We start from the raw sequence: 12513 nt of genomic DNA, 5'->3' as shown, positions 1-12513 counted from the left end.
GCGGGATAAGACAGAAGGCCCGGAAGCCGTGGTCTCCGGGCCTTCGGTCGAAAGTCCTGCCCTGGTTACGGCTTGGCCGGAACCGTGATCTTGCCGTCGACGATGTCCTTCTTCGCTGCGTCGAGCTTGTCCTTGATGTCGTCGATCTCGCCACCGGTGGTGGCCAGGCCCACGCCGTCGACCTTGAGGTCGTAGATGACGTTGCTGCCGCCCTTGGCGCCGCCCTGGAAGGCCTTGACGTACTCGAACACGCCGACGTCCACGCGCTTGAGCATCGAGGTCATGATGACCGACTGCAGGTCGGTCTCCTTGATGGTCTGGCGCTGGTCGGAGTCGACGCCGATGGCCTTCTTCTTGGCCGCGGCCGCCGCCTGGAAGACGCCGAGGCCGGAGTCGCCGGAGGCGTGGTAGACGACCTCCGCGCCGTCCTGGTACATCTTCTCGGCCACGACCTTGCCCTTGTCGGGGGCCTTGAAGCCGGTGAAGTCGCCGTCAGGGCTGAGATACTTCACGTCGATCTTGGCATCGCTCTTGACCGACTTGACGCCGGCCACGAAGCCCGCCTCGAACTTCTTGATCAGGTCGTTCTCGACACCGCCGACGAAGCCGACGTGGCCGCTCTCGGCCTTGGTCGCGGCGGCGACGCCCGCCAGGTAGGAGCCCTGCTCCTCGGCGAACAGCAGGCCGGTCACGTTGGCGGCGTTGGAGGCCGAGTCGACGACCGCGAACTGGATCTCCGGGTATTCCTCGGCCGTCTTCTTGATGTCGTCGCCGTAGGCGAAGCCGACGCCGATGATCGGGTTGTAGCCCGCGTCGGCCAGCTGACGGAGCAGCTCACCGCGGTTGGAGCCGTCGGACGCCGGGCTCAGCTCCTTGATCTCCGCGCCCAGCTCCGTCTTGGCCTTCTCCAGGCCGGCGTAGGCGGAGTCGTTGAAGGACTTGTCGCCGCGCCCGCCGATGTCGAAGGCCAGGCCGACCTTGAGAGCCCCCTTCGGCGCCTCGCTGGAGGCGTCTCCGCTCGGCTGAGCACTGGTCGTGGGCTCCGCCCCCGTGTTGCCGCCGCAGGCCGCGGCCGCCATGAGCATGGTGCCGGCCATCGCGCCGACGGCCATCCTGCCGAATCGCTTGCTGAGCAAGGCGACTCCTTCCGTCTTCCCCGCCGCCAAACTTCATCGCGGGCGCGAAGAAATGTACGGCAACCCTGCACGGAAGATAGTTGCTTGACCAGGGCAGACCAAACCGGCACACAGGGTCGAAACCGCTCCGTTATCGACATCACTCGTGTCCGTGACCTGAATCCATGGCCGCGTGACACGCGACACATGCGGAAGCTTTGCCCAACTTTGACGTTGGAGGGGCCCTTGCCGTCCGGTCGATCATGGCAGAGATTCCGAGCAAAGGTGGAATTTCCTCTGGAGCTCTCATGCATCCTCGTAAGGTGCTGGCCGTGCCGCTGGTAGCGGTCCTCGCACTGGCCATGACCACGACACCCGCCACAGCGGCCGCGCCGTCGATCAGCGTCGCGGACAACGCCACCCAGCCGGTCTTCTCCCGGGCCGACGCGATCAAGCAGACCGTCTACGTCGAGGTGGAGGGGACCGACAGCGACAGCGACGGCAGGCCCGACCGGGTCGCCGTCGACATCCTGCGCCCCAAGGAGACCGAGCAGGGCCTCAAGGTCCCCGTGATCATGGAGGCCAGCCCCTACTACGCGGGCGGCAACGACGTCGCCAACCACCCGGTGGACGTCGACGCGAACGGCAACCCGCTGCCCAACCTGCGCTCGGCTCCCACGGACAAGCTCGCCGCCGAGCCCTTCGACGGCCCCTTCGACGGCCCCTTCGACGGCCCCTTCGACGGCCCCTTCGACGGCCCCTTCGACGGCTACTACGACAACTACTTCGTGCCGCGCGGCTACGCGATCGCACTGGTGGAGAACCTCGGCAGCGGCCGGGCCACCGGCTGCCCCACCACCGGCGACCGCAACGAGACCGCCGGCCCGAAGGCCGCCATCGACTGGCTGAACGGCCGCGCCAAGGGCTTCACCCCCGAGGGCGAGCCGGTCTCGGCCACCTGGTCGACCGGCAAGGTCGGGATGATCGGCGTCTCCTACAACGGCACCCTGCCCAACGCGGTCGCCGCGACCGGCGTCAAGGGCCTGGAGACGATCGTGCCGATCGCCGCGATCTCCTCCTGGTACGACTACTACCGGGCCAACGGCGGCGTGCTCGCGCCGGGCGGCTTCCAGGGCGAGGACGCCGACGTACTGGCCAAGTACGTGCTCACCCGGGCCGACGGCCAGCAGGTGTGCGGCCCGGTCGTCGACCACCTCACGGCGGCCCAGGACCGGATCACCGGCGACTACAGCCCGTTCTGGGACTCCCGCAACTACCTCAACGACGTGCGCGAGGTGAAGGCCAGCGTCTTCCTGGTGCACGGGCTCAACGACTGGAACGTCAAGACCAAGCAGTTCGCCCAGTGGTGGTACGCCATCTCCCAGCGGAACGTCCCGCGCAAGATCTGGCTGCACCAGGGCACCCACATGAACCCCTTCAGCCTCCGTACCGTCGAGTGGCTGCGCCAACTGCACGGCTGGTTCGACCACTGGCTGTACGGGATCGACAGCGGCATCATGAGTGAGCCGCAGGCCGACGTCGAGACCGGCCCCGGCGAGTGGGGCCGGTACCGTTCCTGGCCGGTGCCCGGCGCCACCCCGGTCCGCCTGCGGCCGGGCGCGGGCGCGAAGCTCGGCCTGCTCCCCCGGCCGCACGGCGCCAAGGAGACCTTCACCGACCAGAAGGCGCGCACGGCCGAGGATCTGGTGCAGTCCTTCCCCGCCGCCGACCCCAACCGTCTGGCCTACGTCACCTCCGAACTACCGGCGGACGTCCGGATCTCGGGCACGCCCACGGTGTCGGTCCGGGCCTCGATGGCGGACGGCTCGTCGCCGTACCTGACGGCGCTGCTCGTCGACTACGGCACGGACGTCCGGGCGAACGGCACGCTCGTCCCCACCGGCGAGACGCTCTGCTACGGCCAGGGCGTGCCGGGTGACACGGGCTGCACCGCGCTGCGCCGGCTGGGCACCGCCACGACCCCGTACAAGATCGTCACCAGGGGTTGGCTGGACGTCCGCAACCGGAACCGCGCGGACCGGACCGAGCCCGTACGCCCCGGCCGCGAGTATTCCTTCGACTGGGACCTGCAGCCGACGGACTACGTGTTCAAGAAGGGACACCAACTGGGCCTGGTGATCATCTCCACGGACCGCGACTACACGCTGCGCTATCCGGAGGGGACCAGGATCACCGTCTCACCGTCGCGCTCGTCGCTCACCCTGCCCGTGTCGGTCGGCAAACTGACCTGACCGGGGAGCCGCCCTGGCCCGGAGTCCGGGCCAGGGCGGCGGCGCTCAGCCCGGAGCGATCGTGGCGCCGGCCCGGGGTGGTGCCGGCGCTAGGCCGGAGTGGTGATCGACTCTTCGGCGACCGTGACCGGCCGTGACTCCCACAGGGCGGTGAGCGCGGTGGCGGCCATGAGGCGGACGCCCATGCCGATCGCGTCCTCGTCCACGTCGAAGGTGCCCTGGTGGATGTCGTGCGTGAGCCCGCCCGGCGACCGGGTGCCGAGCCGGGCGAAGGCGCCGGGGATCGACTCGAGGTACCAGGCGAAGTCCTCGCCGCCCAGCGACTGCTGGGTGGCGACGACCGACCCGGTGCCCAGCGCGCGCTGGGCCGCCTCGGCCAGCATCTCGATGCTCATCTCGTCGTTGACCACCGGCGGCACGCCCCGGGTGTATTCCATCGTGGCCTCGACGCCGTAGGCGCCGGCGACGGAGTCGAGGAGGGCCTTGATGAGGTCGGGCGCGGCGTGCCAGGCGTTCTCGTCGAGGCAGCGGACGGTGCCCTCGGCCACGCCGTCGTCGGGGATCGCGTTGGCCGCCGAACCGGCCACGACCTTGCCCCAGACCAGGCTGAGCGAGCTGCGCGGGTCGACGCGGCGGGACAGGGCGGCGGGCAGCTCAGTGAGGATCTTGGCGAGGGCGAAGACGAGGTCGGCCGTCAGGTGCGGCCGCGCGGTGTGGCCGCCGGGGCCCGACACCCTGATGACCAGCTTGTCGCAGGCCGAGGTGATGGGACCGGCCTTGAGCCCGATCTGGCCGACGTCGACGCGCGGGTCGCAGTGCAGGCCGAAGATGCGGTCGACGCCGCTGATGCCGCCGTGGGCCATGACCTCGAGCGCGCCGCCGGGCAGCTCCTCGGCGGGCTGGAAGATGAGCCGGACCCGGCCGGGCAGCAGGCCGGCCGCGGCCTGCTGGGCGAGGAAGATCGAGGTGCCGAGCAGGATGGCGGTGTGCACGTCGTGCCCGCACGCGTGGCAGGCGCCGGGGGCGGTCGAGCGGTAGGACACGTCCTTCTCGTCCGCGAGGGCCAGCGCGTCGATGTCGGCGCGGAGCGCGATGGTGGGGCCGTCGCCGCTGCCCACGTCGCAGATGACTCCACTGCCTCTCGGCAGCACGGACGGCACCAGACCGGCGGCGGTCAGCCGCTCGGCGATCCGCTGCGTCGTCCGGTATTCGGCGAAGGCCAGCTCAGGATGCATGTGCAGGTCGCGCCGGAACGCCACCAGCTCCCGCTCGTGCTCCGCCAGGAACGCGTCGAGTTCCCCCCGCAGCTCACGCCCCTGCATCAGTCACCGTCCCGTCACGTGCCGTGCGACGGCCTCTACCCACCGTCACGCGGCTCATAGCAACAAATATCGTTTTTTGTCCGTCGGTGGTCTCACTTGTGGCGGCTGTCCGATCAGGGCAGCAGCCGATGAAATCGAACCCTCATCCCTGGGATCCGGTGTCAGGGATCGTCAACACGGGTCGCGGGCCTCGGCCCCCAGTGTGTGGGAGAACCGCCGCAGCCTGGACCCTGCTGGCGGTGAGCCATGAGCCCGATGGCGATGCTTCGACTTTATCGCTCTCGCGAGGTGCTTCGCCGACAACTACACCAAAAGTTAGCCGACGGCATGCCCGCAACCATGGGTCGTCACGCTGAGTGAGCACAGAGTTGATCAGGAAATAGTCATAAGGGATCATTAGTAGGTGACCCGATGAGCCCACTTCCAAACGTGCTCCACGATTCCGAATCCTGTCACCTTCCGACATGGTCATCACACTGCGGCGATGGCTGTTTCTGAGAAGAATGCGTGTTTCACTCGCATTATGATCACTAAAATCCCGTTCGGGGAGAAGTATGCACAGTTGAGCATCTTCGAGCCGAGCGAGGGGACCCTGGTGGTCGTGCCCTCGCTCTCTCTGCCGCAGGACGAGTTGCGCCGCATCACCGGAGCCAGGTGGTACGAGGAGCGTCTCCTCTTCCTCTTGCTCACGCTCCGCGAGCCCAGGGTCAAGGTGGTCTACCTCTCCTCCGCGCCCATCGATCCGGACATCGTCGACTACTACTTCGGCTTCCTGCCCGACCCGGCCGACGCCGCCGCCCGGCTGACGTTGATCAGCCTCGACGACCCCACCTCCCAGCCGCTGACCAGAACGCTGCTCTCCCGCCCCGACGCGATCGAGCGGGTGCGCGCGGCCATCGACGGCGACGCCTGGATCGTGCCGTTCGTGCTCAGCACCCTGGAGGAGGAGCTCGCCTCGTCACTCAACGTCCCCATCTACGGTCCGGCCACGTCGCTCGCCTACTACGGCTCCAAGAGCGGCTCGCGCGAGGTCGGGCTGGAGGCCGGCGTGCCGATGGCCAGAGGGTTCGGCGACGTGCGCACGGTGGCCGCGATCGAGGACGCCCTGGAGTCGCTCCCCGGCGACCGGGTCATGGTCAAGCTGAACGACGGCTACTCGGGCCTGGGCAACGCCATCGTCAGCAAGAGCGACCGGCAGGGCACCAGCTTCTCGGCCGCGGGCGAGACCTGGGAGAGCTTCACCGCCAAGATCGCCGAGCGGGGCGGCGTGGTCGAGGAGTTCATCGAGCACCGGCCGCTCTACTATCCGAGCGCGCTGGCCCGGATCACGCCGGGAGGCCACCACGACGTGGTCGCCACGCACGACCAGGTGCTCGGCGGCGTCAACAACGACGTCTACCAGGGCTGCACGTTTCCGGCGGCTCCCGAGTACCGGGCCGAGGTCGGCGACTCGGCCGACCGGATCGCGCGGATCCTGGCGGAGCGGGGCGTGGTGGGGCTGTTCGGCATGGACTTCTTCGCGATGAAGACCGACGCGGGTTACGCCGCGTTGCTCTGCGAGATCAACCTGCGCATCGGCGGCACCACCCACCCCTTCGGAGCCGCGTTGCTGACGACCGGCGCCTCCTACGACCCGGACACCGGCCTGCTGATGGTCGGCGACCAGCCGAAGTACTACACCGCGACCGACAACTGCGCCGCCGCCTGCCTGCGGGGACGCACTCCCGGCGAGGTCGTGCGGATGGCGGAGCGGCTCGGGCTCGGGTTCGACCCGGCCGGCCGCACCGGCAACGTCTTCCACCTCCTGGGAGCCATCCCCGAGCACGGCAAGCTGGGGTTCACCTCCATCGGCGACTCCCGCGAGGAGGCCGACGAGCTGCACCGGATCACTCGCCGCGCGCTCTGCGGAGACCCCTCCACCCGATGACGCCGAGCACCACCCCCAGCACGACGTTGACCACGATCAGGATGCCGTGCACCACATAGAAGCCGGTCTCATGGCCGTCTGCCAGGTTAAACCCAAGATTGATCCACTCGAAGATCATGAAAACGCCGAGAACGATGAGGAATCCGGCGATCTTTCGCGACATAACCATCTCTCTTGTATCGAGGTGTGACCTTCGGGGGATGTGTCGCCACATGGGCTATGACTCGAAGCTACTCTGAGACCCGCCATGTGGACGAAACTGGTGCCTGCCGCGGCACTCCTCACGACGGTCGCTCTCACCGGGGGCGCCCACGCCGCTCCTGCCACCCCGATCGGGGGCGAGTCGCTGAGCAGCCGTGGACTCGTCGCCCCCGACGGAGTCAAGGCCCCGCCGAAGAGCAAGGCCACCTCGTACGTGATCGCCGACGCCGAGACCGGGCAGGTGCTCGCGGCGAAGAACCCACATGGCCGTCTCCTCCCGGCCAGCACGCTCAAGGCGCTGACCGCGCTCACGCTCATCCCCCTGCTCGACAAGAAGCTCACGGTCAGGCCGAGCCGCAACGCGGCCAACCAGGAGGGCAGCGCGGTCGGGCTGACCACCAAGCCCATCTACAAGGTGGACGACCTGTTCAAGGCGCTGATGATGTCGTCCGGCAACGACGCCGCCATGGCGCTGGCCGAGACGAACGGCGGCCTGGCGAAGACGCTGCGCGACATGAACGCCGTGGCCAAGCGCCTGCAGGCGAACGACACCGTGGCCAAGACGCCCAGCGGCCTGGACCAGCCGGGGCAGAGCAGCTCGGCCTACGACCTGGCGCTGATCGCGCGGGCCGGCCTCGCCAACCCTGACTTCCGGCGATACATCAGCACCAAGACCGCCAAGTTCCCGGCGCCCAAGAACTACTACGAGATCAGCAACCACAACAAGCTGCTCTGGCGCTACAAGGGCATGATCGGCGTCAAGAACGGCTGGACGTCGAAGGCGCAGGGCAGCTTCATCGGCGCGGCCACGCGCGACGGCCACACGATCATCGTCACGATCATGCGGCACGAGGGCTACTTCTGGGACGAGGTGGCCGACCTCCTCGACTGGGGCTTCGCCGCCAGGGGCAAGGTCACACCGGTCGGCCAGTTGGTCGACCCGCTCCCCGTCAAGCCGCCGGTGCAGCGTCAGGTCACCGCGTCGCCGGCCGCCTCGTCGCCCGTCAAGCCGCCGCCGATGCTCGACGCGTCCCAGCGGACCGACACCAGCCGCCTGGTCGGCTCGGCCGTGGTCGGCGGCGGGCTGCTGCTCGGGGTGATGTGGCTCTGGTACGGCATCCGCCGCAAGCGCTCACGCCGCTGAGGAGCCGCCCGTCTGCCCAGGCGGCGCCCCGTTCTTCGAGGGTTCGTCCTCCGGCGACCCGCTGGACGGGATCGGCGAGGGCGCGGGAGGAGGGCTGAGCCCCGCCGTCGCCGTCCAGGCGGCGACGTAGAGCACGAGCCGGGCCGAGAAGTTGATCCAGAGCAGCAGCCCCACGATGACTGCGAAAGTGCCGTACAGCGGGTTGCCGAGCGTGTGGCTCAGCAGCAGCCCGGCCAGTTGCTTGAGCAGCCCGAACCCGATCGCGCCGAGCAACGCGCCACGGGCGACGTACCGGAAGGGCCCGACCGGCGGGGCGACCCAGCCCAGCACGATCACGAAGATCAGCCAGTCGGCGGCCAGCCCGGCCGCGAGCCCGGCGAGGAACAACCCTCCGGTGTTGAACCCCGTGGCGTCGAGGTTGAGGAAGCTCACCACCGTCGTCGTCGCCTGGGTGGCGAACCCGGAGACCGCCACCGAGGCCAGGATGGTCAGCCCCAGCAGGATGAGCGAGACCAGGTCGCGCAGCTTGCCGAGGAAGAAGTTGAGCGGCGGCGTGGTCGTCATCGACATCTCGCGCAGCGCTCCGCGCAGCGCGTCGACGGCGCCCAGCCCGGCGTAGAGCAGGCCGAGCAGACCGATGATCCCGGCGGTCGCCTTCGCCTGCGCGATGCCGTTGATGTCGAGCTGCTCGGCGAAGCCGGGGAACTGGTCGTCGATGGCCTGGGTCAGCGCGTCGATGGCGTTCTGGTCGTTGCTCAGGACGTAGCCGAGCACCGCGAAGGCCAGCGCGATCAGCGGGAAGAACGACAGGAACGCGAAGTAGGTGACCGCGCCCGCCAGCCGGTTGCCGCTCTGGAGCTCATAGCGCTGGGCGGTCCTGATCAGATGGTCGAGCCAGGGGCGCCGGACCCTCCAGTCTTCGACCAGGCGGCGCCCCTTGGCCTTCGCCGCCGCGATCCGCTCGGTCAGGCCTGACATGGTGCTCGTCGCCGGCCGTCAGGTGGGCAGGAAGCCGATGCGGTCGCGGACCTCGATCATGGTCTGCTCGGCGACCTGGCGGGCGCGCTCGGCGCCGATCGCCAGCAGCCGGTCGAGCTCGGCCTCGTCCGACAGCAGCTTCTCCGTACGCTCGCGGATCGGCGTGAAGGTGTCGGCCACCGCCTCGGCCACGTCCTTCTTGAAGGCGCCGTAGCCCTGGCCCTGGTAGCGGGTGACCAGCTCGGGGATCGGCGTGCCGGTCAGCGCCGACTGGATGCGCAGCAGGTTGGACACACCGGGCTTGTTCTCCTCGTCGAAGAGCACCTCGGAGCCGGTGTCGGTGACCGCGCGCATCACCTTCTTGCGCAGCGGACCGGGCTGCTCCAGCACGTCGAGGATGCCCGCCGGGCTGGACGACGACTTGGACATCTTGGCCGTCGGGTCCTGGAGGTCGGTGATCTTCTCGACCTCCTTGAGGATGTACGGCTCGGGCAGCGTGAACGTGTCGCCGAAGCGGTGGTTGAAGCGTTGGGCCAGGTCACGGGTCAGCTCGAGGTGCTGCTTCTGGTCGGCGCCGACGGGCACGCTGTCGGCCTGGTAGACGAGGATGTCGGCGGCCTGCAGGATCGGGTAGGTGAAGAGCCCGACACTGGCGGCGCTCTCCCCGAACCTGGCCGACTTGTCCTTGAACTGCGTCATCCGGCCGGCCTCGCCCATGCCGGTCAGGCAGATCAGGATCCAGGCCAGCTCCGTGTGCTGGCGCACGTGCGACTGCACGAACAGGGTCGACCGCTCGGGGTCGAGCCCGGCGGCGAACAGCTGCGCGGCGGCCACGCGGGTGCGGCGGCGCAGGTCGGCCGGGTCGGTCGGCACGGTGATCGCGTGCAGATCGACCACGCTGTAGAAGGCGTCGTGGGTCTCCTGCAGCGGAACCCATTGACGGACCGCACCCAGGTAGTTGCCCAGGTGGAAGGAGTCCGCGGTGGGCTGGATGCCGGAAAGAACACGAGGTCTGGCCATAGCAGGTAATTGTGTCAGGAATCCTGGTCGGTCGCCGACTCGATGACAGGTCGGCGTTTCACTCTCACGCGGGCGATGCGGCGGCCGTCGAGCTCGGTGACGGTCAGCTCGAACCCCGGCACCTCCACTTTCTCACCCACGGTGGGGACGTGCCCGAGCACGGCCATCACGAACCCTCCCAGCGTCTCGTACGGCCCGCTGGGCAGCTTGATGCCGGTCTCGGCGGCGAAGTCGTTGAGGTTGGTCAGCCCGTCGATCTCGATCTCGCCGGCCGGGAGGACGACCGTGTCGCCCTCGACGTCGTACTCGTCCCTGATGTCGCCGATCAGCTCCTCGACCAGGTCCTCGAGGGTGACGATGCCGGCCGTGCCGCCGTACTCGTCGACCACGATGGCCAGGTGGTGTCCCTCGTCGCGCATCTCCGACAGGGTGGTGAGCACCCGTTTGGAGGCGGGCACGAACTTGACCGGCCTGATCGGCACCAGCTCGCTGATCGGCTCGATGCGGCCGGTGAGCACCGGGTCGAGCAGGTCGCGCACGTGCACGAACCCGATGACCTCGTCGTAGGACTCGCGGTAGACCGGGAAGCGCGAGTGGGGCAGCGCCGCCACCAGCACCGCCGCCTCGGCCAGCGGGGTGTCGGCCTCCATGAACTCGACCTCGGTCCGCGGCAGCATCACCTCGCGGCACTGACGCTTGCCGGCGGCGAACACCTCGGCGATCAGGTGGCGCTCGTCGGCCGTGAGGTCGGTGTGGCCGACCACCATGTCGCGCAGCTCCTCGGTGGTCACCTCTTCGGTGTCGGCCTGCGGGTTGCCGCCCAGCAGCCTGACCACGCCGTCGGTCGACTTCGACAGCGCCCAGATGATCGGCCGCGACAGGGCGGCGATCCGGTCGAGGAAGGGCGCCACGAACAGCGCGAAGCCCTCGGCCCGCTGCCTGGCCAGCCGCTTGGGCGCCAGCTCGCCGAGCACCAGCGACACGTACGAGATGGCCAGCGTGACCAGGACGAGCGCGAGCACGTCGGCGAGCGCGGCCGGCGCCCCCCACCGCTCCAGGACGGGCGCGAGCTGCATGCCGAGCCGGTCGGCGCCGAACGCGGCCGACAGCATGGTGGCGACCGTCACCCCGATCTGCACGGCCGACAGGAACCGGTTGGGGTCACGGGCCAGTTTGGCGACCCGCTCTCCCCGGCGGCCGTGCTGGGCGAGCTTGCGCACCTGACTCTCGCGCAAACTGACCATCGCCATCTCGGCGGCCGCGAAGAAACCGCCGACCAGAATGAAGAGCAGGACCAGGACGATATTGGCGACGACGGTGTCAAACATGGTGGTTGGCAGCGTACTCAACGCCTTTCCCACGTATGCTGAACGGCGAGCCGTACAAAATCAAACATATTCCAACAGGGGTGGACATGAGACTGCTGGTGACCGGGGGTGCCGGATATGTCGGCAGTGTCGTCGCGGCGCAACTCGTCGAGGCGGGCCACGAGGTGACCGTGCTCGACGACCTGTCGACCGGGCACGCCGACGCGGTGCCGGAGGGGGCCCGGTTCGTCCAGGGGTCGATCAGCGAGCCCGGCGACACTCTGGCGGGCGTCGACGCGGTGCTGCACTTCGCGGCCAAGTCGCTGGTCGGCGAGTCGGTGGCCGATCCCGGTCTCTACTGGTCGCACAACCTCGGCGGCACGCTGGCACTGCTGGAGGCGATGCACGAGCGGGGCGTGCGCCGGATCGTGTTCTCCTCCACGGCGGCCACCTACGGCGAGCCGGAGCGCTCCCCCATCCTGGAGACCGACCCGACCCGGCCCACCAACCCCTACGGCGCCTCCAAGCTGGCCGTCGACACCGCGCTCACCGCGTACGCGGGGCTGCGCGGGCTCGGGGCCGTCAGCCTGCGTTACTTCAACGTGGCCGGCGCCTACGGCCGCTACCGCGAGCGGCACGCGATCGAGACCCATCTCATCCCCAACGTGCTCAAAGTCGCCACCGGCGAGCGCGAGTCGGTAAGCGTCTTCGGCACCGACTACCCCACCTCCGACGGAACGTGCGTTCGCGACTACATCCATGTGGCCGACCTCGCCCGCGCCCACCTGCTGGCACTGGAGGCGGTCACCGAGGGAGCGCACGCGATCTACAACCTCGGCAGCGGCGCCGGCTTCTCCGTCCAGGAGGTGATCTCCGTCTGCCGCGAGGTCACCGGTCACGAGATCCCCGCCGTCCTCGGGCCGCGCCGCGACGGCGACCCCGCCGAGCTGGTCGCCTCCTCGGCGAAAATCCAGCGTGAGCTGGGCTGGAAGGCCGAGCGGCCGGCGCTGCGCGACATCGTCTCCGATGCCTGGGCAGCGCTTTCCGGCAAATGAGGTATACAGCCGCCAGATATATGCTCTGATACCGAAATGTGAGGAGCTTTTCACCAAGGGTCACGAAGCTGCTCTTCGCCGTCCTCGTCATCCTGGGCAGCCTGAGCGCCGGAGCGGCCGTGGTCTTCGTCACGCCGATCCCGGCTCCGGCGTCGGAACCGAGCGCTCCCTGCACCGTGACGGAAAGCCCCG

10 protein-coding genes are annotated in these 12513 nt (G+C 68.9%); 4 read left to right on the top strand and 6 right to left on the bottom strand.

The genetic code is table 11. The features are described 5' to 3' along the window. Window positions 1-65: 65 nt before the first annotated feature. The gene (locus IEY82_RS36640; RefSeq protein ID WP_189128886.1) at window positions 66-1136 is read right to left on the bottom strand and encodes a BMP family lipoprotein; all 1071 of its coding nucleotides are present in this window, start codon (window positions 1134-1136) and stop codon (window positions 66-68) included. 287 nt (window positions 1137-1423) lie between these two features. Between IEY82_RS36640 and IEY82_RS36635 the strand changes: the two genes are divergently transcribed. Then, complete coding sequence (locus tag IEY82_RS36635; RefSeq protein ID WP_189128885.1) at window positions 1424-3367, top strand: Xaa-Pro dipeptidyl-peptidase; 1944 nt, start codon at window positions 1424-1426, stop codon at window positions 3365-3367. An 89-nt stretch (window positions 3368-3456) separates the two neighbouring features. On the opposite strand, the gene IEY82_RS36630 is transcribed toward IEY82_RS36635, so the two are convergent. Continuing rightward, window positions 3457-4689, bottom strand: a complete 1233-nt coding sequence (locus tag IEY82_RS36630; protein ID WP_189128884.1) for an amidohydrolase — start codon at window positions 4687-4689, stop codon at window positions 3457-3459. A gap of 562 nt (window positions 4690-5251) precedes the next feature. Here IEY82_RS36630 and IEY82_RS36625 point away from each other — a divergent pair. Next, window positions 5252-6616 (top strand): peptide ligase PGM1-related protein, encoded by a 1365-nt coding sequence (locus IEY82_RS36625; RefSeq protein WP_225264060.1) that lies wholly within the window; start codon window positions 5252-5254, stop codon window positions 6614-6616. On the opposite strand, the gene IEY82_RS36620 is transcribed toward IEY82_RS36625, so the two are convergent. Continuing rightward, a complete protein-coding gene (locus IEY82_RS36620) occupies window positions 6576-6779 on the bottom strand; it encodes an SCO4848 family membrane protein (protein WP_225264062.1) in 204 nt (67 codons plus the stop codon). The genes IEY82_RS36625 and IEY82_RS36620 overlap by 41 nt on opposite strands. A gap of 84 nt (window positions 6780-6863) precedes the next feature. Between IEY82_RS36620 and IEY82_RS36615 the strand changes: the two genes are divergently transcribed. Then, window positions 6864-7961 carry a D-alanyl-D-alanine carboxypeptidase family protein gene (locus IEY82_RS36615; protein ID WP_189128881.1) on the top strand — a complete coding sequence of 366 codons (1098 nt, stop codon included), beginning with the start codon at window positions 6864-6866 and terminating at the stop codon, window positions 7959-7961. Here the strand turns inward: IEY82_RS36615 and IEY82_RS36610 are convergent. From IEY82_RS36610 to IEY82_RS36600, 3 genes are read right to left on the bottom strand one after another with little or no spacing between them, the layout of a single operon-like run. After that, window positions 7950-8939: a YihY/virulence factor BrkB family protein gene (locus tag IEY82_RS36610; protein WP_189128880.1), complete on the bottom strand. Its 990-nt coding sequence runs from the start codon at window positions 8937-8939 to the stop codon at window positions 7950-7952. The genes IEY82_RS36615 and IEY82_RS36610 overlap by 12 nt on opposite strands. Window positions 8940-8957: 18 nt before the next feature. Further along, window positions 8958-9959 carry a tryptophan--tRNA ligase gene (gene trpS / locus IEY82_RS36605; protein WP_189128879.1) on the bottom strand — a complete coding sequence of 334 codons (1002 nt, stop codon included), beginning with the start codon at window positions 9957-9959 and terminating at the stop codon, window positions 8958-8960. A gap of 14 nt (window positions 9960-9973) precedes the next feature. Beyond that, entirely contained in the window at window positions 9974-11287 is a 1314-nt protein-coding gene (locus IEY82_RS36600; protein WP_189128878.1) for a hemolysin family protein, read from the bottom strand. A gap of 86 nt (window positions 11288-11373) precedes the next feature. Between IEY82_RS36600 and galE the strand changes: the two genes are divergently transcribed. Continuing rightward, window positions 11374-12321 (top strand): UDP-glucose 4-epimerase GalE, encoded by a 948-nt coding sequence (gene galE / locus IEY82_RS36595; protein WP_189128877.1) that lies wholly within the window; start codon window positions 11374-11376, stop codon window positions 12319-12321. Window positions 12322-12513: the final 192 nt, after the last annotated feature.

The sequence above is a fragment of the Nonomuraea cavernae genome, from assembly GCF_014646355.1.
Taxonomy (GTDB): Bacteria; Actinomycetota; Actinomycetes; order Streptosporangiales; family Streptosporangiaceae; genus Nonomuraea; species Nonomuraea cavernae.
Note: the sequence above shows the minus strand (reverse complement) of the source record. Positions and strands in the feature narration are given on the sequence as shown.

What these genes read in the sequence shown, in the direction of transcription:
- IEY82_RS36635 (WP_189128885.1), top strand. Translation starts at nt 1,424, where the DNA reads ATGCATCCTCGTAAGGTGCTGGCCGTGCCGCTGGTAGCGGTCCTCGCA.
- IEY82_RS36630 (WP_189128884.1), bottom strand. Translation starts at nt 4,689, where the DNA reads ATGCAGGGGCGTGAGCTGCGGGGGGAACTCGACGCGTTCCTGGCGGAG.
- IEY82_RS36620 (WP_225264062.1), bottom strand. Translation starts at nt 6,779, where the DNA reads ATGTCGCGAAAGATCGCCGGATTCCTCATCGTTCTCGGCGTTTTCATG.
- IEY82_RS36615 (WP_189128881.1), top strand. Translation starts at nt 6,864, where the DNA reads ATGTGGACGAAACTGGTGCCTGCCGCGGCACTCCTCACGACGGTCGCT.
- IEY82_RS36610 (WP_189128880.1), bottom strand. Translation starts at nt 8,939, where the DNA reads ATGTCAGGCCTGACCGAGCGGATCGCGGCGGCGAAGGCCAAGGGGCGC.
- trpS (WP_189128879.1), bottom strand. Translation starts at nt 9,959, where the DNA reads ATGGCCAGACCTCGTGTTCTTTCCGGCATCCAGCCCACCGCGGACTCC.
- IEY82_RS36600 (WP_189128878.1), bottom strand. Translation starts at nt 11,287, where the DNA reads ATGTTTGACACCGTCGTCGCCAATATCGTCCTGGTCCTGCTCTTCATT.
- galE (WP_189128877.1), top strand. Translation starts at nt 11,374, where the DNA reads ATGAGACTGCTGGTGACCGGGGGTGCCGGATATGTCGGCAGTGTCGTC.